The organism is Cupriavidus sp. UGS-1 (assembly GCF_021213615.1).
Classification (GTDB): domain Bacteria; phylum Pseudomonadota; class Gammaproteobacteria; order Burkholderiales; family Burkholderiaceae; genus Cupriavidus.
Genome location: NZ_JAJQJF010000003.1, coordinates 283018 through 301883 on the forward strand (window position 1 = coordinate 283018; position 18866 = coordinate 301883).

The 18866-nt window shown below is 64.5% G+C and carries 15 protein-coding genes; 8 read left to right on the top strand and 7 right to left on the bottom strand.

What is annotated here, in order from left to right; all coding sequences use genetic code 11:
- The first annotated feature begins 39 nt into the window (after positions 1-39).
- The 4 genes from LRR16_RS06150 to LRR16_RS06165 all read left to right on the top strand — a co-directional run bounded on the left by LRR16_RS06150 (position 40) and on the right by LRR16_RS06165 (position 7099).
- Positions 40-1233, top strand: a complete 1194-nt coding sequence (locus LRR16_RS06150; RefSeq protein ID WP_232205184.1) for an efflux RND transporter periplasmic adaptor subunit — start codon at positions 40-42, stop codon at positions 1231-1233.
- 35 nt (positions 1234-1268) lie between these two features.
- Positions 1269-4436 carry an efflux RND transporter permease subunit gene (locus LRR16_RS06155; RefSeq protein WP_232205282.1) on the top strand — a complete coding sequence of 1056 codons (3168 nt, stop codon included), beginning with the start codon at positions 1269-1271 and terminating at the stop codon, positions 4434-4436.
- Positions 4433-5932, top strand: coding sequence for an efflux transporter outer membrane subunit (locus tag LRR16_RS06160; protein WP_232205185.1), 1500 nt, complete (start codon positions 4433-4435; stop codon positions 5930-5932). The genes LRR16_RS06155 and LRR16_RS06160 overlap by 4 nt, the downstream gene beginning before the upstream one ends.
- A gap of 153 nt (positions 5933-6085) precedes the next feature.
- A complete protein-coding gene (locus LRR16_RS06165; RefSeq protein ID WP_064575275.1) occupies positions 6086-7099 on the top strand; it encodes a tripartite tricarboxylate transporter substrate binding protein in 1014 nt (337 codons plus the stop codon).
- Positions 7100-7104: 5 nt separating this feature from the next.
- Here the strand turns inward: LRR16_RS06165 and LRR16_RS06170 are convergent, their stop codons facing one another.
- Together LRR16_RS06170 and LRR16_RS06175 are read right to left on the bottom strand one after the other, a co-directional pair.
- Positions 7105-8301 (bottom strand): multidrug effflux MFS transporter, encoded by a 1197-nt coding sequence (locus LRR16_RS06170; protein ID WP_232205186.1) that lies wholly within the window; start codon positions 8299-8301, stop codon positions 7105-7107.
- 13 nt (positions 8302-8314) lie between these two features.
- Positions 8315-8791: a MarR family winged helix-turn-helix transcriptional regulator gene (locus tag LRR16_RS06175; RefSeq protein WP_232205187.1), complete on the bottom strand. Its 477-nt coding sequence runs from the start codon at positions 8789-8791 to the stop codon at positions 8315-8317.
- Positions 8792-9018: 227 nt separating this feature from the next.
- Between LRR16_RS06175 and LRR16_RS06180 the strand changes: the two genes are divergently transcribed.
- Together LRR16_RS06180 and LRR16_RS06185 are read left to right on the top strand one after the other, a co-directional pair.
- Positions 9019-10266 carry a molybdopterin-dependent oxidoreductase gene (locus tag LRR16_RS06180; RefSeq protein ID WP_232205188.1) on the top strand — a complete coding sequence of 416 codons (1248 nt, stop codon included), beginning with the start codon at positions 9019-9021 and terminating at the stop codon, positions 10264-10266.
- A gap of 6 nt (positions 10267-10272) precedes the next feature.
- Positions 10273-10626, top strand: a complete 354-nt coding sequence (locus LRR16_RS06185; protein ID WP_064575281.1) for a cytochrome c — start codon at positions 10273-10275, stop codon at positions 10624-10626.
- Between the two features lie 57 nt (positions 10627-10683).
- Here the strand turns inward: LRR16_RS06185 and LRR16_RS06190 are convergent, their stop codons facing one another.
- Both LRR16_RS06190 and LRR16_RS06195 read right to left on the bottom strand, forming a co-directional pair.
- The gene (locus LRR16_RS06190; protein WP_232205189.1) at positions 10684-11589 is read right to left on the bottom strand and encodes a LysR family transcriptional regulator; all 906 of its coding nucleotides are present in this window, start codon (positions 11587-11589) and stop codon (positions 10684-10686) included.
- A gap of 170 nt (positions 11590-11759) precedes the next feature.
- Entirely contained in the window at positions 11760-12533 is a 774-nt protein-coding gene (locus LRR16_RS06195) for an SDR family oxidoreductase (protein ID WP_232205190.1), read from the bottom strand.
- Between the two features lie 576 nt (positions 12534-13109).
- Between LRR16_RS06195 and LRR16_RS06200 the strand changes: the two genes are divergently transcribed.
- Both LRR16_RS06200 and LRR16_RS06205 read left to right on the top strand, forming a co-directional pair.
- Positions 13110-14528, top strand: a complete 1419-nt coding sequence (locus LRR16_RS06200) for a hypothetical protein (RefSeq protein ID WP_232205191.1) — start codon at positions 13110-13112, stop codon at positions 14526-14528.
- 7 nt (positions 14529-14535) lie between these two features.
- Entirely contained in the window at positions 14536-15183 is a 648-nt protein-coding gene (locus LRR16_RS06205; RefSeq protein ID WP_232205192.1) for an SMI1/KNR4 family protein, read from the top strand.
- Positions 15184-15342: 159 nt separating this feature from the next.
- On the opposite strand, the gene LRR16_RS06210 is transcribed toward LRR16_RS06205, so the two are convergent.
- The 3 genes from LRR16_RS06210 to LRR16_RS06220 all read right to left on the bottom strand — a co-directional run bounded on the left by LRR16_RS06210 (position 15343) and on the right by LRR16_RS06220 (position 18835).
- Positions 15343-16644: a sodium:proton antiporter gene (locus LRR16_RS06210; protein ID WP_006575674.1), complete on the bottom strand. Its 1302-nt coding sequence runs from the start codon at positions 16642-16644 to the stop codon at positions 15343-15345.
- 78 nt (positions 16645-16722) lie between these two features.
- Complete coding sequence (locus LRR16_RS06215) at positions 16723-18231, bottom strand: sensor histidine kinase (RefSeq protein ID WP_232205193.1); 1509 nt, start codon at positions 18229-18231, stop codon at positions 16723-16725.
- Positions 18161-18835: a response regulator gene (locus tag LRR16_RS06220; protein ID WP_023264320.1), complete on the bottom strand. Its 675-nt coding sequence runs from the start codon at positions 18833-18835 to the stop codon at positions 18161-18163. The genes LRR16_RS06215 and LRR16_RS06220 overlap by 71 nt, the downstream gene beginning before the upstream one ends.
- Between the last annotated feature and the right edge of the window lie 31 nt (positions 18836-18866).

Consider the following 18866-nt stretch of genomic DNA (forward strand, 5'->3'; position numbering starts at 1 on the left):
TAGCATGCGCTCCTTTGCCGAACACTGAAGAAGGTAGACATGAATCACTTCCCAACGCGGGGATGGCGCACGCTGGCGGTAGCCGCCGCGGTCATCGTCACGGCGGCATGCGGCAATGCGGAACAGGCGGCCGCCCCGGCGGCGCCCTCGGTCGATGTGCTGACGGTGCAGCCGCGGCCGATGGCCGTCAGCAGCGAGCTGCCGGGCCGCATCGAGCCGGTTCGTGTCGCCGAGGTGCGGGCACGGGTCGCCGGCATCGTGCTCAAGCGCAACTTCAAGGAAGGCAGCGACGTCAAGGCCGGCGATCCGCTGTTCCAGATCGATCCGGCCCCGTTGCAGGCGGCGCTGTCGCGCGCCGAAGGCGAGTTGGCGCGTGCCGAGGCGGTACTGGCTGACGCCGACGCGGTGGTGCGCCGCTATGCGCCGCTGGTCGAGATCGAGGCGGTCAGCCGGCAGGATTTCGATGCGGCGCAGGCCACGCTCAAGAGCGCGCAGGCCGCCCGCCGCAGCGCGGCCGCCGAAGTCAAAACCGCGCGGCTCAATCTGGAGTATGCAACGGTGCGGGCGCCGATTTCCGGCCGGATCGGCCGCGCGCTGGTCACCGAAGGCGCGCTGGTCGGGCAGGGCGAGGCGACGCCGATGGCGACCATCCAGCAGCTCGACCCGGTCTACGTCGACTTCAAGCAGCCGGTCGCCGATGTGCTGCGCATGCGTGAGGCGCTGGAGCAGGGCCGGCTGCAGCGGGAGCCGGAAGGCGGTGTGCCGATCGTCGTGACCATCGAAGGCACCGACAAGAAGCGCGAAGGGCGGCTGCTGTTCTCGGACATCTCGGTCGAGCGCGGCACCGGACAGGTGTCGCTGCGCGGCCAGTTGCCCAATGCCGACAGCCTGCTGCTGCCGGGCATGTACGTACGCGTGCATGTCACGCACGCGGTCGATCCCGCCGCGATGCTGGTGCCGCAGCGGGCGGTGCGCCGCAGTCCCGACGGCAAGGCCCAGTTGCTGGTCGTCGGCAAGGGCGACGTGGCGGAGACCCGCCAGGTCCGCACCGGCCCGATGCAGGGCGCCGAGTGGCAGATCCTCGAGGGCGTGAAGCCGGGCGACCGCATCGTGGTCGGCGGCGAAGCCAGTCCCGGGCAGAAGGTCACCATCGCCCCCGCGGCGCCAGCCAGGCAGACCGGGGAAGCCGGACAGTCCGGCCCCTCGAACCCTCCTGCGGCGGAACGAGGCTAGGCGCGCAGGCGCCGCGCCACTGAACAGACATCATGCTGCCAAGATTCTTCATTCATCGCCCCAACTTTGCCTGGGTGCTGGCGATCTTCATCGTGCTGGCGGGCCTGCTCGCGATGCCATCGTTGCCGGTGTCGCAATATCCCACCGTCGCGCCGCCGCAGATCGCCATCTCGGCGGTCTACCCGGGCGCGTCCGCGACCACGCTGGTCGATTCGGTGACCAGCGTCATCGAGGAGGAACTGAACGGCGCCAAGGGGATGCTGTACTACGACTCGTCCAGCAGCTCGGCCGGCATCGCGGAAATCACCGTGACGTTCGCGCCGGGCGTCGATCCCGATCTGGCGCAGGTCGACGTGCAGAACCGGATCAAGCAGGCCGAGGCACGCCTGCCGGCCGCGGTCACCCGCCAGGGCCTGCGTACCGAGCAGGTCAGCGCGGGCTTCCTGCTGGTCTACTCGATCAACTTCAAGGGCGACGACGCTGGCAAGGACATGGTCACGCTGGCCGACTACGCGGCGCGCCGGATCAACAACGAGATCCGCCGCGTGCCGGGCGTCGGCAAGGTGCAGTTCTTCGGCGCCGAGGCCGCGATGCGCGTGTGGATCGACCCGCAGAAGCTGCTCGGCTTCGGCCTGTCGGTCGCCGATGTCAACGAGGCGATCGCCGCGCAGAACGTGCAGGTGCCCGCCGGCAGCTTCGGCAGCCCGCCGGGCAGCGCGGACCAGGAGCTCAGCGCGACCATCGCCGTCAAGGGCATGCTGACGACCACCGAGGAATTCGGCGCGATCGTGCTGCGCGCCAATCCCGACGGCTCGAAGGTGACGCTCGCCGACGTTGCTCGCCTCGAGGTCGGCCTGCAGGACTACAACTTCGACATGCTGACCAGCGGCAAGCGCGCGGTCGGCGCCGCGGTGCAACTGCGCCCGGGCGCGAACGCGCTGGAGACCGCCCGTGCGGTCCGCGCCAAGCTCGAGGAGTTGTCCAGGTCCTTCCCCGACGACATCGAGTACTCGGTCCCCTACGACACCTCGCGCTTCGTCGAGGTCGCGATCGAGAAGGTCATCCATACGCTGGTCGAAGCGGTGGTGCTGGTGTTCCTGGTGATGCTGCTGTTCCTGCAGAACCTGCGCTACACGCTGATTCCGACCATCGTCGTGCCGGTCTGCCTGGCCGGCACGCTGGCGGTGATGTATGCGATCGGCTTCTCCGTCAACATGATGACGATGTTCGGCATGGTGCTGGCAATCGGCATCCTGGTCGACGACGCCATCGTCGTGGTCGAGAACGTCGAGCGCATCATGGCCGAGGAAGGGCTTGGGCCTGTCGAGGCGACCGCCAAGGCGATGAGCCAGGTGTCGGGCGCCATCATCGGCATCACGCTGGTGCTGGCGGCGGTGTTCTTCCCGCTGGCCTTCATGTCGGGATCGGTCGGCGTCATCTACCGGCAGTTCTCGCTGTCGCTGGCCGTGTCGATCCTGTTCTCGGGCTTTCTCGCGCTGACCTTGACGCCCGCGCTTTGCGCGACGCTGCTCAAGCCGATTCCGCAAGGCCATCATGAAGAGAAGCGGGGCTTCTTCGGCTGGTTCAACCGCCGGTTCAGCCGGCTGACCGAGCGTTTCACCGCGCTGAACTCGAAGCTGCTGCGCCGCGCCGGCCGCTGCATGATCGTCTACGGCATGGTGGTGGCGCTGCTGGCGCTGCTGTACACGCGGCTGCCGGAATCGTTCGTGCCCATCGAGGATCAGGGCTACTTCGTGGTCGACGTGCAACTGCCCCCGGGCGCGACCAACCAGCGCACCGAGGCCGTGGTCAAGGAACTGGAGAGCTGGCTGCTCGGCCGCAAGGCGATGGAGTCGACCACGATGGTGCTGGGCTTCAGCTTCTCGGGCAGCGGCCAGAACGCGGCGCTGGGCTTTCCGACGCTGACCGACTGGTCGGAGCGGGGCAGCGGCCAGCATGCCAGCGACGAGGTGGCCGCCTTCAACGCGCAGTTTGCGGGGCTGAAGGAGGCGCGCGTGATGGCGGTCGATCCGCCGCCGATCGAAGGGCTGGGCAATGCCAGCGGCTTCGCGCTGCGCCTGCAGGATCGCGGCGGCCTGGGACGCGCCGCGCTGGTGGCGGCGCGCGATACGCTGCTGAAGGAGGCCAGCGCCTCGCCGGTGCTGGCGTACGCGATGATGGAGGGTCTGGAGGACGCGCCGCAGCTTCGCCTCGATATCGATCGCGACAAGGCCGAGGCGCTGGGCGTCGGCTTCGAGGCGATCAACACCGCGATTTCCAGCGCCTATGGTTCCGCGACGGTGGCCGACTTCGCCAACGTCGGGCGGCTGCAGCGGGTCGTCGTGCAGGCCGACGTGCGCGACCGCATGACGCCCGAAGCGCTGCTGTCGCTGAACGTGCCGAACGTGCGCGGCGAACAGGTGCCGCTGAGCGCGTTCGCCACGCCGGAGTGGGAGATCGGCCCGGTGCAGGTGTCGCGCTACAACGGCTATCCGACGATCAAGATCATGGGCGACGCCGCGCCCGGTTTCAGTACCGGCGAGGCCATGGCCGAGATCGAACGGATCGCCGCCAGGCTGCCGGCAGGCATCGGCTACGAATGGACTGGGCTGTCGTACCAGGAACGGCAGGCCGGCGCGCAGGCGCCGCTGCTGCTCGGGTTGTCCTTCCTGGTGGTGTTCCTGCTGCTGGTCGCGCTGTACGAGAGCTGGGCGATTGCCGCCTCGGTGATGCTGATCGTGCCGATCGGTGCGCTGGGATCGGTGCTGGCGGTCAATGCCCTTGGCATGCCGAACGACGTCTATTTCAAGGTGGGGCTGATCACGATCATCGGTCTGGCGGCCAAGAACGCGATCCTGATCGTGGAATTCGCCAAGTCGCTGCGCGAGCAGGGCATGCCGCTGATCGACGCCGCGCTGGAGGCGTCGCGGCTGCGGTTCCGCCCGATCGTGATGACGTCGATGGCCTTCATTCTGGGCGTCGTGCCGCTGGCCATCGCGACCGGCGCCGGCGCGGCCAGCCAGCGCGCGATCGGCACCGGCGTGATCGGCGGCATGCTGACCGCGACTACGCTGGGTGTGGTGTTTGCCCCGGTGTTCTTTGTCTGGGTGCTGTCGCGCTTCAAGCGGTATCGGGACAATGCAGGGGACAGCGCACGAACCACGACGCCGACTGCAACCACGACGACGGAGGGCGCGCAATGAAATCGATTCGATACCGCACGACGTTGCCGTGCCTGCTGTTGAGCGTCACTGCAGCCCTGACCGGTTGCTCGTTGGCGCCGGTCTATGAGCGGCCGGCGGCGCCAGTGCCCACGCAATGGACGTCCGGCCCGATGACGCAGATGGCCGGGATGGCGGCCGGCGAAGCACAGGCCGCGCCCTCATCGGCCGCCGTGCTGCAATGGGACCGCTTCATCGTCGACGACAAGTTGCGCGAGCTGGTCGCGCTGGCGCTCGAGAACAATCGCGACCTGCGGCAGGCGGTGCTGAACATCGAGGCGGCGCGCGCGATGTATCGCGTGCAACGTGCCGACCGTGTGCCGGGGCTGCAGGCTGAGGCGGGCGGCACGCGGCAACGCGTGGCCGAGGACCTGCGCCAGCCGGGCATGGGTTCTGTCCAGCAGACCGTGCAGGCCAGCATCGCGGTGCCGGCGTTCGAGCTCGACCTGTTCGGCCGCGTGCGCGACCTGTCCGAAGCCGCGCTGCGGGAATACTTCGCGACCGAGGAGGCCGCACGCAGCGCGCGGATCAGCCTGGTCGCCGAGGTCATCCAGGCGTATCTGGCGCGGGACAGCGCCCAGCGGCGCCATCTGCTGACCACGCAGACGCTGCAGACGCGCGAAGCGTCGCTGCGGCTGATTGCCCAGCGCCGCCAGGCCGGCACGGCGACCGCGCTCGATTTCTACGAGGCGAGCGGGCTGACCGACCAGGCGCGCGCCGACCTCGAACGGACCGACCGCGAGTTTCGCCAGGCCACCAATGCGCTCGCGCTGCTGGTCGGCGTGCCGGACATCGCCGCGCAATTGCCGCAAGCGCCGCGCGACGACGTGCTGCTGGTGCAGACACTGGCGCCCGGCACGCCGTCCGAGCTGCTGATTCACCGGCCGGACATCCTCGCCGCGGAACAGCGGCTGCGCGGACGCCATGCCGACATCGGCGCGGCACGCGCGGCGTTCTTTCCGCGCATCACGTTGACCGGCATGTTCGGCAGCGCCAGCGGCGAGTTGTCCAACCTGTTCGGCGCGGGCCAGACGGTATGGTCGTTCGCCCCGCAACTGACGCTGCCGATCTTCTCCGGTGGCCGCAATCTCGCGAACCTCGATCTGGCCCATGTGCGCAAGGACATCGCGGTGGCCAACTACGAGAAGACGATCCAGACCGCGTTCCGCGAAGTCTCGGACGCGCTGGCGGCGACCGACACGCTGCGCCGCGAAGAAGTGGCCCGCCGCGCCGTTGCGCAGACCAGCGAGCAGACGTTGCGCCTGTCCGAGGCGCGCTACCGCGCCGGCGTCGACGACCATCTGCGCTATCTGGAGGCGCAGCGCAGCCACTATGCCGCGCAAACGGCGCTGATCGACGTGGCCGCGCAGCGGCAAAGCGCGCTGGCCGCCCTGTTCAGGGCCCTCGGCGGCGGCTGGTCGAGCGAGCGGACGCAGGAGGCCGACGCGTCCACAGTGGGGCAACGTTCCCCGACATAGTGCTTCGGATGCCCCGTTGGGTAACACCTTGGGGATCCGTTTTGGGGCGGGCATTGGCCTTAAGTTTTTCTTGGGAGACGGCAAATAAAGTCTTAATTTTCTTTATTTGAGCGGGCCAGTAACATCGGGCGACCATAAGAGGAGAAGCCTGCCATGCCCGCCGTTCGCAACACCGTTCGCAACCCCGTTTGCAACCCCGTTCGCCGCCGTACCTTGCTCGCCGTCGCCGCGTTGTGCGCGATGCCTTCGCTGACAGTCGCCGCGGACAAGTACCCATCCAAGCCGATCCGCATGGTGGTTGCCTTCGCGGCGGGCGGGGCGAACGACACCATCGCCCGCATCCTGGCCAAGGAACTGCAGCAGAGCATGGGCCAGTCGGTCGTGGTCGAAAACCGCGGCGGCGCCGGCGGCCTGATCGGCTCCGACATGGTCGCCAAGGCGACCCCCGACGGCTACACGCTGCTGCTCGGCAGCGCCGGCGCGCAGACCATCATGCCGGCACTGACCCGCAAGATGCCCTACGATCCGCGCACCGGCCTGGCTCCGGTGTCGCTGGTTGCGGAGGCGGCCAATGTGCTGATGGTCAGGACCGGTCTGCCGTTCAACAATGTCAAGGAACTGCTGGCCGGCGCGAAGCAGAAGCCCGGCGCCTATACCTACGGCTCGTCGGGCAATGGCACCACGCTGCATGTCTCCGGTGCGCTGATGGAAAAGCTGGGCGGCATCGACCTGCTGCACATCCCCTACAAGGGCAACGGCCCCGCGATGAACGACCTGTACGCCGGCAACGTCGACATGGTGTTCGGCTCGGTCCCGGTGGCGATGGCGGCGCTGAAGACCGGCAAGGCGAAGATCCTGGCGGTCACCACGAAGAAGCGCATCCCGTCGCTGCCCAATGTGCCGACCATGGCCGAAGCCGGCGTGCCGGGCTACGACTTCTCCAGCTGGTACGGGCTGTTCACCACCGGCGGCACCGATCCGGCGATCGTCGAGCAATTGGCGCGCGAAACCGCCAAGGCGCTGGCCAAGCCCGACGTGGTCGCCGCGCTGGCGCAGCAGGGCGTCGAACCGGAGAGCAGCACGCCGGCGGCATTCCGCGCCCGCATCAACGACGAGCTGGTGCGCTGGGAGCGGGACGTCAAGACGATGAAGATCGCGGCGGAGTAAGACCGTCAGTCAGTATCGGCGCGCGCGGCGACGCGGTATGCGCACAGCGCCGCGCCGGTGATCGCGATCTGCACGATGGCGCAGGCCGTCGCCGGCGTCGAGCCGAATCCGACCAGCCTGGTGCCCAACGCGCCGATCGCCATTTGCCCGCAGCCGTAGAGGCCGGCGGCCGCGCCGGTCAGTCCGGGCACCGCCGAGATCGAACGCGACAATGCCGCGGGGCTGGCCAGTCCCGCCCCGACCGTCAGCATGAAGGTGATGGCGATCAGCAGCGGGGCGGTGAGCCAGCCGCCAAGCTGCACCAGCAGCAACGCCGATGCCATCGACAGGCTCAGCCCCGCGCCGGCATTCAGGAAGACCTCCGGCCTGAGCTGGCCCGCCAGGCGCTTGGTGATCATCGTTCCCACACTGGCGCCGACGATCGTGACCGTGGCAAACCAGCCGATCTGCCAGACCGGCAGACCCAGCTGGTCATGGACGATGTACGGCGAGGTCGCCAGATACGGGTAGAGCGCGGTCGTCGAACAGGACCCGCCCACCATGAAGCCGAGATAGCGCCGATTGCGCAGCAGGCGGCGGTAGTCTCGCGCGATCGTCAACACCTGCAGCGATCGGCGCTCCGGATTCGTCTCGGGCAGCAGCCGCCAGGCGCAGTACACCATCACCCCGGCAATGGCGACCAGGAATACATAGATCGCACGCCAGCCGAACTGGTCCGCGAGAAACGATCCCACGACCGGCGACAGGCCCGGGCCTACCAGCGTCAGCAGGTTCAGCAGCGCCAGTTCGCTGGTCACACGGTCAGGCGCGGCGGTGTCGCGCACGATCGATCGGCCCAGCGTGATGCCCGCAGCGCCGCCGAGCGCCTGCGCCATCCGCGCGAACAGCAGCCAGGTCAGCGACGTTGCGAACAGGGCCAGGATGCTGGCGCACAGGTATAGAGCCAGCCCGATCAGCAGCGTGGGCCGCCGCCCGATCGTGTCCGAGACCGGCCCATAGATCAGTTGGCCAAAGGCCAGTCCCAATACGTAGTACGTGATGGTCTGCTGCATGCCCGCGGTGCTGGCGTGCAGATCGGCGCCGGCGAGCGGCAGCGCCGGCACGAAGATATGCATGGCCATGGTGCCGCTGAGCGTCACCAACACCAGCAACCACATCGGGGCACGGACGGAAGGGGGAATCGCTTGTTGTGAGGACTGCATGATCGGGGCCGCTTCAGACTTCGGTCAGGCGGCGTGCGATTTTCTCGAGGGCGGCACGGGTCGTGCGCAATTCTTCGGGCGACAGCGCCTGCAGGATCTGCGCTTCGATTTCCAGACTCTTGCCCAGCATGCGTTTGGCCATCGCCCGGCCTTTCGTCGTCAGGCGAATGCTCTTGGCGCGCCGGTCGGACTCGTCCGCCTCCCATTCGACCAGACCCATCTCGCGCAACTGCGACAACACCCTGACCAACGACGACTTGTCGAGCGCCAGGTATTCGGCGAGCTCGCCCTGGCGCATGCTCGGCGCCGACGATTCATAGAGCGCCACCAGCGGCGCGCGCGAAGCATCGGTCAGCCCGAGCTCGCGAAAGCTCTGGTCGACGGCTTTTCGCCAGCGGCGATAGACGGCGCCGACCAGACGGCCGAGACGTGCGGGGGATTGTTCGACGGCGGAGAGATCGGGGGGCTGGGACGGCGGAATGGGTGGCATGCAAACTATTTTGCCGGGTAGATGGTTTGCATGTCAACCAAGCGCTATGGGCCAGACCTTGAGGCTCAAGAGGCCGGGAGCGGCGGTTCGATAGGCGATAAGGCTTCAGGGAACGGCGAAAGGCATTTGATTTCCCGGTAAGCGATATCAAAATTACCGGTTTTACTTGTATTCCCCGATCTTTTACGCTGGTCGCCATTCAATATTCGAAAGACGAGGAGACTTGAATGGGGGACCAGCATAAGCGCAGCGTTACCGATCCAAGCCGCCGCACCGTCATCAAAAGCGGTGCGGCGCTAGCGGTTCAGGGAACGCTCGGCCTGGTGGCACCGAGCGTGTTCGGAGCGACGCGGACCAGGGAAATGCCGTTCGACAACGGCCATCGCGAGCTGGTGGCATTTCCGCAGAAGCGTCCGCTGATTCTGCTGACAAGCCGGCCACCGCAGCTGGAAACACCGTTTGAAGTGTTTCGCGAAGGCGTGATCACTCCCAATGACGCATTCTTCGTGCGCTATCACTGGAGCGGCATTCCCACGGATATCGATCCCGCCAGCTATCGCCTGAAGATCGACGGCCATGTCGGCAACGCGATGGAGCTGTCGCTGCGGGAATTGCGCAAGATTGCCGATCCCGTCGAATTGGTCGCCGTCAACCAATGCTCGGGAAATAGCCGGGGATTCTCCGATCCACGCGTCAATGGCGGTCAGCTTGGCAATGGCGCGATGGGCAATGCCCGCTGGACCGGCATTCCGCTGCGGGCGCTGCTGGAAAAGGCAGGCATCAAGCCCGGCGCGGTGCAGGTCAGTTTCGATGGACTGGACCGCCCTCCGTTGGAAACAGGACCCGACTTCGTCAAGACGCTGACCGCCGACCACGCGATGGATGGCGAAGTCATGCTGGCCTGGGCGATGAACGGCAAGGACCTGCCCATGCTGAACGGCTACCCATTGCGCCTCGTCGTGCCTGGGCACTACGGTACGTATTGGGTCAAGCATCTGTCCCACATCCAGGTACTGGATAAGCCGTTCGACGGATTCTGGATGAACGCCGCCTATCGGATTCCGGCGAACGACTGCGCTTGCGTCACGCCAGGCACCGCGCCCAGCAGCACCGTTCCGATTGGCCGATTCAATGTGCGCTCCTTTATTACGAGCCATATGCAGGACAGTGTCGTCCCGATGGGCCGGGACGTCATCGTCAAGGGCATTGCGTTCGACGGCGGGCACGGCATCCAGGACGTCGCATTTTCCGACGATGGCGGCGCCAGCTGGCGCGCGGCATCGCTTGGCAAGGACCTGGGCCGGTATTCGTTCCGGGAGTGGACCATTGCGTTCCGTCCGAACAGGAAGGGCACCTATGACCTGCGGGTTCGGGCGAAAAGCCGGTCTGGCGAGACGCAGCCACTGACGGCGAACTGGAATCCGGCTGGATACATGCGCAACGTGGTGGAATCCACGCGCATCATCGTCAGGTGAGGGACCATGAAAAGAACGACATTGCCTTCCATCGTTGCTGCGCTCATTGCCTTCGCAACAACATCGAGTGCGACAGCGCTCGAAGTCCAGCTCCCTCAGGAAACGGCCATGTACCAGCCCAGTACCCTGCCGGGATACGCGCTTGCGCTGCAAAATTGCATGACCTGCCATTCCGCGCAATATGTCTCGACGCAGCCCGTGACTTCGTCGCGGACCTACTGGGAAGCCACCGTCAAGAAGATGAAGAAGCCGTTCGGCGCCCCGCTGAAAGACGAGGACATACCGGCGATTGTCGATTACCTCGTCAAGACCTATGGGGCCGAAAAAGGGGAGGGCGTTTCCTCGACCGTGAAAAAGTGAGGCGATGCAGGTGCGGGTGCAGGTGGTTCGCGGCGCGATCGTGGCGCTTCTCTGGTATCAGGCCTGGAGATGCGGATGGATCAATTCCTCGAACCACTCGATAAACGCGCCGACGCGGCGCGATCGATGGCCGCGATGCGGATAGATCAGCGAAATCGGCATCGGAGGCGGGCGGAATTCGGGCATGACTTCCACGAGCCTGCCTCGGTCCAGCAGGTGCTGTACGTCGAAACGCGGGATCTGGATCAGGCCAATTCCGGCGGTGCAGCAGGCGACATAGCTTTCGGCATTGTTGACGACGAGGCGGCTCGGAATCGTCGCATGATGCAGCGTGCCGTGCGACATGTATTCCCATGGCAACTCGCGTCCGGTGGTCGGCGAGGCATAGCCCACCGCCCAGTGGCCTTGCGAAAGATCGCCGGGATGCGCCGGCATGCCGTATTCGTGCAGATAGTCGGCGCTGGCGCAGTTGATCAGGGTCAGCATGCCGAGCCGATGCGCCACCAGGCTGCTGTCCTGCAGCATCCCGACCCGGATCGCGCAATCGACGCCTTCACGTACCAGGTCGATCGCGCGGTCGGTCGACCCCATCACCAATTGAAGCCTGGGATAGCGCCGCAACAGGTTGCGCAACGCCGGCGCAACCAGACGCCGTGCGATGCGGCTCGGCATGTCTACATGCAGCCGTCCCGAGACGGCGCGCTGGCTGGCGCGAAACATCTGGCCGATGTCGTCGGCCTCGTCAAGAAGCGGGCGAACGCGATCGAGCAGCAGCATGCCGTCGGCGGTCAATTGCACCTGCCGCGTGGTCCGGTGCAGAAGGCGGACGCCAATGCCCTGTTCCAGCTGCTGGATGGCCGCCGACACCGTGGTACGCGGCAGATCCAGCGCATGCGCCGCCTTGATGAAGCTGCCCATTTCCGCCACGCGGACAAAGACGCGGTATTGATCCAATCGGTCCATACGATTTCTTCCGTTGCCGCCATGCTACGGCATCGGCCGTCGTACCGGGAGCCGGGGCGCAAGAAAACGGCCCGCTCATGCGCCGATGGAACCGGGCGCGAGCAGGCCGTAAATGGGGGTAGGGGGAATCAGGGGGAATCCGCGGAGAACGTCGTCAGACCGCCGACCGCTTACTTCGTGGTGTAGCCGCCATTGATCAACAGGGTCTGACCGGTGATCCACCAGCCGTCACTGACGAGATGGCGGATAAAGGGAACCACGTCTTCGATATCGGTCAGGCCGGTCGCCGAGAACGGGGACAGCGCCGCCGCGGTCTTGTGATAGGCGACCGCGTCTTCGCCCTCTGCGGGATAGAAGAACGGGGTATCCATCGGCCCCGGCCCAACCGCGGTTACCGAGATACCGCGCGCGCCGAACTCCTTGGCGGCGGCCCGCGTGAAATGCTCGACTGGCGCCTTGGTGCCGGCATAGGCGGAATAGAAGGGTGTAAATGCGCCCAGCAGCGAAGTCACCAGCGTCACGATCTTGCCGTTGTCGTTGACGTGCCGACCGGCCTCCTTCAGAAAGAAGAAAGCGGACTTCGCGTTGACCGCGGCCATCTCATCGTATTCGGCTTCGCTGACCTCGAGGATCGGCTTTTTCAATACCTTGCCCACCGTATTGATGGCGATGTCCGGCCTGCCCACTGCGGCCACCGTATCGGCGAACAGTTTGCCGACCGCAGTCGCACTGCCGAGATCGCCCTGGAACGCAACGGCCCGGGCTCCGGCGCGCTCGATCGCCGCCAGTGTCGCTTCGGCATCGGCCTGACTGGCCGCGCTGTGGTAGTGGATGGCCACCGCCTTCGCGCCTTGCTCGGCGAGGTCGCGGGCAATCAAGCCGCCAAGGTTCTTTGCGCCGCCCGCAATCAGGACGGTCTTGTTCCGGATCGAATGGTCTGCCATTGCGGTCTCCCGTGCGTGTCGAGGGGACCAGTGTAGGCAGCAAACGGTGGGAAATTGAGAGGGCGCGTTGGGATGGACTATCCACGAATTGTGGACAATGCACCGCACATGCGAATTCCAGATCGCGACCCACGCGGAGTCTTCAGAAGGGGCATTTGGCAAAAGACAGTTTCTTATTGCCGACGTAGTTTCATTCTCCTCCCGGCGGGGAACAAGGCCGTCGCGTCGCGGTGCGGCTGATCCGGGCGCCGGCTCCAGTGATCTGACCGAAACATCGCTACACGATAAAGGATTGCATTTATATCCCTCTTTCGTATGGGAATGGATTCCGTTTGCTGAATTTCAGTTGACGGAAAAAGTTAGGAGAAAATTAGCATAAATACGAGAAGATGCCTTTGATCAAATACATCGGCAAGCCATTCTTTTAATCCAGATGGAAATTTATTTCATCCGTTGCTTCGAGCGATTCCAAATTATCCAGTGATATTCTTGCGCCGCATTTGGTGCCAAGTCTGTGGTCAGGAACGGTTGTGTGCACGACGGCCGTGGGGATAAAACGAATTTGGAAAACAGCTCATGCGCTCACGGAGCCAATGGTTTGCTTTTGATTCCCGCGCCGCAACGCTTGCTGCGGCTACCCTTGTTGCTTTGATTGCCGGCTGCGGAGGAGACGGTGCACCGGACGCCAAGTCAACCCTTTCCACGCAGGAGCCGATGCTCCGACCCGCTGCGGTAGTCCAGGTCGACGTGCCCGCCATCACTCAGGACAAGTGCCAGAACGACGCTGACTACATTTTCATGAGCGAGGACACCTCGAGCGACAATCAGCAGCTTGCATTGGTGAACCGGCATGTGGACTGCCGTTCGGGCCTGAGCGACCAGTTCGACCTCTACGTCGAGCTCAAGGAAAAGGACGGCGTCTACAGCTACGCCAATCCACAGGTCGATGGAACCGGTGACGTCGTCAGCGATTCGATCGGAACGGTTCGCTTTCGTACCAAGATGAGCGTCTATGGTCCCTACAACCGCCTCAGCAAGCGCGTGGCCGTGAGCGTCAAGGCGGAGGGATTCAACCCTAACCTTGAGTACAAGGGACCCGTCAAGCAGCCACTCATCAAGGTCATGCCGATCTTTGCCTGCGGCGAATCCCAGGAGGTCTCGGGCTACACGCCGGAATGCACCGTGGCTGGCAGCCCTCTGAGCGTTCCCTTGAATGGCGGGGAGGTCAGTAGCGAGTACACGATCACCTTCAATTGGGTTCAGACCGCCGAATTGAAGCGGGACGCGCTGACTTTCCCGGTCAAGTTCGACACGTTCGCCTTTGCGCCCGATGGTGCATCGTTCCAGAGCGCCTATGGGCAGACCATCTCGTTCTATCCGCGGCTCGATTCGTCCGGGATCCTTGTACGCTGCGACCGCGGGGTGGCGCACGGTGGGGAAAACGGCTGCGTCTTTCCCCAAGCCGCTGCGGTGCTTACCGTATCTCCTGCCGGCGCGGAGGAATATGCAGCTCACATCATGGAAGCCCAGGCAGCCGGTGCGCCGGGCAAGTTCCAGATGAAACCCGGCTTTCGAGCGATTGCCGATGATTCTGTAAGAGGGAACGGTCTTGAACTGCAGCGCACGCAAATCGAGATAATGAGGGACGCCAACCGATACGCATCGTGTGGTAGTTCGAGCTCGCTTATCAGTCAGAATCCCAAGGCCAGCGCCTCTTGTTCACCAACTGGCGGTGTGGCTACGTGCCAATGTGACGAATATCCCTTCGCAAGCACGTACCAGGGGGCATTCGAATTGCCATCGACCACTTCAGCCAAGTACATCTTGTCCGCTCACAATGCAAAAGGTGGAAATGACTTGCTAACATTCTATCGACAGCAACGCGTCATTGATCGCTCCTATGAAACCGGACAGCCTGGAACCCGTGTAGATCCTTATCCAGCGTTCGTTCGTGAGTATGGCGGTGACGCGTTCTGGGTGCATGTAACTCAGTGAGATAGCAATGGATGCCACCGTGGTACAGCTATGGAAGCGCCTGGATACGCTGCTCCTGGAAAGGGCGGAGCCGATGTACGCCATCTTGAAGCCGCCAGCACAGTCTGCCGATATCGACGCGCTTGAGCACACCTTGAGGTTAAGGTTGCCCGATGACGCACGCCAATGTTACATGTGTCACGGTGGCCAGCATTTCCAAGACTGGAATTCGCTCGCCTTCTTCCCATTCCTCTATTGGCATGACTTGGATCGCATAAGGGAGGACACGAAGTTCCTGTCGACGTTCCGTGAGGAGGGCATTGCAGCGGATGGCAATGCTGATATGTGGTTCCAGCCTAACGATTCGATTGCGGCACATCAATGCGTACGTTTTGACTACTGGAACCCCAAGTGGATTCCTATTGCGAAAAGTGTTACAGGAGTGAGGCTTTTTATTGATTTGGCGCCTGGTCCCGCGGGTAGGGTCGGTCAACTGGTCGTATGGGAACAAGACAACAATGCGAATGCACAACTTGTCGTGGCCCCAAGCCTTGCTGCTTATCTATCCGATATGGCCGATGCACTTGAGCACGACTGGCTACGCCTGTCAGGGAAGGAATGGTGGGATTGCATCCTGAATGGACCGTCTGGGGATAAATGGCCACGGAAAACTTAGCAGGGTTCCCAACCAATGAATACCGATGTCGCATCGCTTTGGAGGCGCCTTGATGCGCTACTTGCTAAGCGGGCAGCGTCAATGCAAGCCATTCTGCGCCCTCCAGCACTGCCGGGAGAGTTGCGCGCAGCCGGACCCGCCGAAGCACGCAGAGCCCTGTCACCTCCGGACCCGCTGGTACATCGCCATCAGTGGCGTGGCGGTCGAACCATGCAGCACTATCGACACGACGACCGTGCACAAGGTGATCTGCAGCAGTAGGTCGGCCTGCGCCATTTCCGGGGCATGGGCGAGCGAATAGGCCAGGTAGTACAGCGAGCCGATGCCACGGATGCCGAACCATGCGGTAAGCCGCCGTTGCGCCGGCCGCAAGCCCATGCCGGCCGTGGAGAGATAGACCGAGAGCGGCCGGATCAACAGGATGAGCAGCAGGGCGCAGCCCAGCGCCGGAACGCTGAACGTCGCCCGAGTCAGCATGGCCCCGATCAGAAGCGTGACGCAAAGCTCCGCCAAACGCTCCACGTCCAGGGAGAACGCGGATACGGTCTGCGTGAGATACGCCGCGGCCTTGTGCTCGTGAGTGGCGACCTGTTCGAGACCCTTTATGGGGACGGTACCGAGCACTTCGTCCGGCGGCGTGTTCGGGTTTTCGTCGCGTTCCACCTGGCGCATTGCCACACCGGCCGCAAACACCGCCAGGAAGCCATAGGTGCTCGCCGATAACGCGGCGCCATAGGAGACGCCGATCAGTCCCAACGTGAAGAAGCTCTCTAGCCCGACAGCCTCATGAAAGCGCATGCGCAAGGCAAGAATCGTCTTGCTGGCCAGCAGGCCCAGCGCGGCGCCGATCGCGAGGCCCCCTACCGTTGCCCAGATCAGGTCGACGGCAATCCATCGCGTCAAACCGGGGCCCAGCTGGTGATGGCCGAGCAGGCCCAGGCCAAGCATCACGAAGGGAAATGCCGTGCCATCGTTGAGGCCGCCTTCCCCGGTCAGGCTGAAACGAACGATGTCCCGGTCTTCGGTGTCCTCCATTTGCACGTCGGAGGCGAGCACGGGATCCGTGGGCGCAAGGATGGCGCCGGCAAGGACCGCGACGCCGAGCGGCAGGCCGAGCCAACCGACCCCTACCGCGCATACCCCGGCGATGGTGAGCAGCATCGCCACACTGGCAAGCTGGACCGGCAATCGCCATATCCGATATGACATGCGCACGCGCAAGCGCAGCCCGACGCCGAACAGCGAGATCAGCACGGCGATTTCAGTGACGATCTCCAGCGCGGCGACGTGGTCCGGATCGTGGAGATCGAGCAAGATAAGCCCGGCGCCAACCGGTCCGAGCGCCACGCCAAACAGCAGGTATAGCGCCGAGGGGGCGATCGGCATCCGTTTCACAACCGAGCCGATGAGGCCCATCGTTACCATCAGCCCACCGATTACCAGCGCCCAGATCGCGAACATCGTGACCTCCCGGCCAAGCCGGTTCGCCAACGCCGGGCGCAATATTCGACTCGCCCGTACGCAGCTATCCGCACCCAATCAACTTAGGCGAAGTTGGGCGATAGACGCAATGCCGGGCGCGGGCGCGGCGGGCAATTCGATCCGAACCCGAAGTCCTCGTCCATCGGGCCCGTCCTCCAGCAGTACCCGCCCGCCATGCGCCTCGCAAATCTGGCGCACGATAGCCAGGCCCAGACCACTGCCCGGCTGTGCCACGTTACCCAGGCGCGCGAATCGATCGAAGGCCTTGTCCCGCAGCGCCGGTGCAATCCCCATGCCGCTGTCGTCCACCAGAACCAGGTGCGTGGCGGTGCCGGCAATCACCGTCACTTCCACCCGTCCGCCCGCTGGCGTGTATTGCACGGCGTTGTCCAGAACGTTGGCGAGCATCTCGCGCAGCATGCCCTCGTCGCCATTGACGTAGGCCTGCGCCTCGTCGCGGGCGATCAGGCCAAAGTCCAGCTGCCGGTCGCGTGCGGCCAGATACCACTCGGCCGACACCGTCCTGCATAGCGCCGTCAGGTCGAGCGGATGTGCCGCGGCGCCAGCGGCAGAATGCGGCGGCTGGGCATCGCTACGTGCCAGCGTCAGCAGCTGGTTGGTCAGCCTGATGGTGCGGTCGATTGCGTCCCTGATCTCGCGCCATTCCGGCTTGGCCTGATAGGTGCGCACGGCATGGTCTGCCTGAGTTCTGACCAGTGCCAGCGCGGTGCGCAATTGATGCGAGGCGTCGTCGAGGAATTGCGATTGCCGCGAGATCATGGCGCGCAGGCTGTGCAGATAGCCGTTCAGCGACGCGAGCAGGGGATGGACTTCGCGCGGCAGCTCGGGGACGTCGATGGGGTCCAGACTGTCGGTGCCGCGGGCGCGCAGCGTTTCCTCGATGTTCTTCAGCGGTCGAAGCGCGACATGTACGGCCAGCGCGATCAGCGCAATCGAGGCGGCAATCAGCAGCGCTTGCTGCCACAGCGTGGTCGCCAGCAGCCGCATCGCCATATCGTCGCGCATTTCCAGCGTTTCGCCGACCTCGACCAGAGCGATACCGCCATCGCCAGCGCCTGCCACCGGTTGCCACAACGCCGCGACACGCAAGGGCGTGCCGAGATAGTCGGTATTGTAGAAATGCACGAGAGCAGGGTAGTCGTCGCTGCGCGGCACATCGTTGGGCATCGCGGGTAGATCGCGATCGCCGGAGACAAAACGCCCCGCCGGATCTCGCACCCGGTAATAGATGCGGCCGCGCGTATCGACCTGGAAGGTATCCAGCGCAACGTAGGGAACGTCGACCACCAGTTGCTCGTTGCGATAATCCAGCCGTTCGGCGATCGCGCGCGCGGAGGCCAGCAGCGTGCGGTCATGGGCCTGGTTCGCTTCGGCCAATGCCGTGCGATACGACGTGAAGGCGGTAAAGAGTCCTACCGCCACCAGTGGAATGGTCAGGCGCCACAGCAGACGCCGGCGCAGACTGTGCCGCCTGTCAGCCGTCGCCATGGTTCGCTTCGAGCAGGTAACCGATACCCCGGACGGCGGTAATCGTCGTTTTGCCATTGCGCAGCTTCTTGCGCACGCGCGACACGTAGAGCTCGATGGCCTCGGGATTGACTTCATCGTCGAGCGAGAACACCCGTCCCAGCAGGCTTTCGCGGGTCACGACCCGGCCCGCGCGAATGAACAGCGCCTCCAGCACCGCATGCTCTCGCCGCGACAGCGTCAGCGGTTCATCGCGCAGCAGAAAGGCGCGCTCGACCGAGTCGAAGGCGAGGTCGCCGAAGCGCGTCACGGGCTGGCCACCATGGGTGCGACGCAACTGCGCCTTGATACGCGCGCTCAATTCACCGAGGTCGAAGGGCTTGGCGATATAGTCGTCCGCGCCCAGGTCCAGGCCCTTGATGCGATCGGCAACTTCGGTGCGGGCCGTCAGAATCAGAATGGGCGCGCCGATGCCGCGAGCCCTCGCAATACGCAGTACCTCCAGGCCATCGATGCCGGGCAATGACAGGTCGAGCAGGATCAGGCCATAAGGTTGGTCCTGCAGCATCGACAGAGCCGTTTCGCCATCGGGGACATGATCGATATCGAATCCGTCCGCCCGCAGGGATTTGACCATCCAGGCTGCCAGCTCCTGATGGTCCTCGATCAGCAATAAACGCATGGAATAGGGTAAACGCTAGGCCGTGACAGTC

What these genes read in the sequence shown, in the direction of transcription:
- LRR16_RS06170 (WP_232205186.1), bottom strand. Translation starts at nt 8,301, where the DNA reads ATGCAGTCCTCACAACAAGCGATTCCCCCTTCCGTCCGTGCCCCGATG.
- LRR16_RS06185 (WP_064575281.1), top strand. Translation starts at nt 10,273, where the DNA reads ATGAAAAGAACGACATTGCCTTCCATCGTTGCTGCGCTCATTGCCTTC.
- LRR16_RS06195 (WP_232205190.1), bottom strand. Translation starts at nt 12,533, where the DNA reads ATGGCAGACCATTCGATCCGGAACAAGACCGTCCTGATTGCGGGCGGC.
- LRR16_RS06180 (WP_232205188.1), top strand. Translation starts at nt 9,019, where the DNA reads ATGGGGGACCAGCATAAGCGCAGCGTTACCGATCCAAGCCGCCGCACC.
- LRR16_RS06205 (WP_232205192.1), top strand. Translation starts at nt 14,536, where the DNA reads ATGGATGCCACCGTGGTACAGCTATGGAAGCGCCTGGATACGCTGCTC.
- LRR16_RS06200 (WP_232205191.1), top strand. Translation starts at nt 13,110, where the DNA reads ATGCGCTCACGGAGCCAATGGTTTGCTTTTGATTCCCGCGCCGCAACG.
- LRR16_RS06165 (WP_064575275.1), top strand. Translation starts at nt 6,086, where the DNA reads ATGCCCGCCGTTCGCAACACCGTTCGCAACCCCGTTTGCAACCCCGTT.
- LRR16_RS06190 (WP_232205189.1), bottom strand. Translation starts at nt 11,589, where the DNA reads ATGGACCGATTGGATCAATACCGCGTCTTTGTCCGCGTGGCGGAAATG.
- LRR16_RS06175 (WP_232205187.1), bottom strand. Translation starts at nt 8,791, where the DNA reads ATGCCACCCATTCCGCCGTCCCAGCCCCCCGATCTCTCCGCCGTCGAA.
- LRR16_RS06160 (WP_232205185.1), top strand. Translation starts at nt 4,433, where the DNA reads ATGAAATCGATTCGATACCGCACGACGTTGCCGTGCCTGCTGTTGAGC.
- LRR16_RS06150 (WP_232205184.1), top strand. Translation starts at nt 40, where the DNA reads ATGAATCACTTCCCAACGCGGGGATGGCGCACGCTGGCGGTAGCCGCC.
- LRR16_RS06210 (WP_006575674.1), bottom strand. Translation starts at nt 16,644, where the DNA reads ATGTTCGCGATCTGGGCGCTGGTAATCGGTGGGCTGATGGTAACGATG.
- LRR16_RS06215 (WP_232205193.1), bottom strand. Translation starts at nt 18,231, where the DNA reads ATGGCAAAACGACGATTACCGCCGTCCGGGGTATCGGTTACCTGCTCG.
- LRR16_RS06220 (WP_023264320.1), bottom strand. Translation starts at nt 18,835, where the DNA reads ATGCGTTTATTGCTGATCGAGGACCATCAGGAGCTGGCAGCCTGGATG.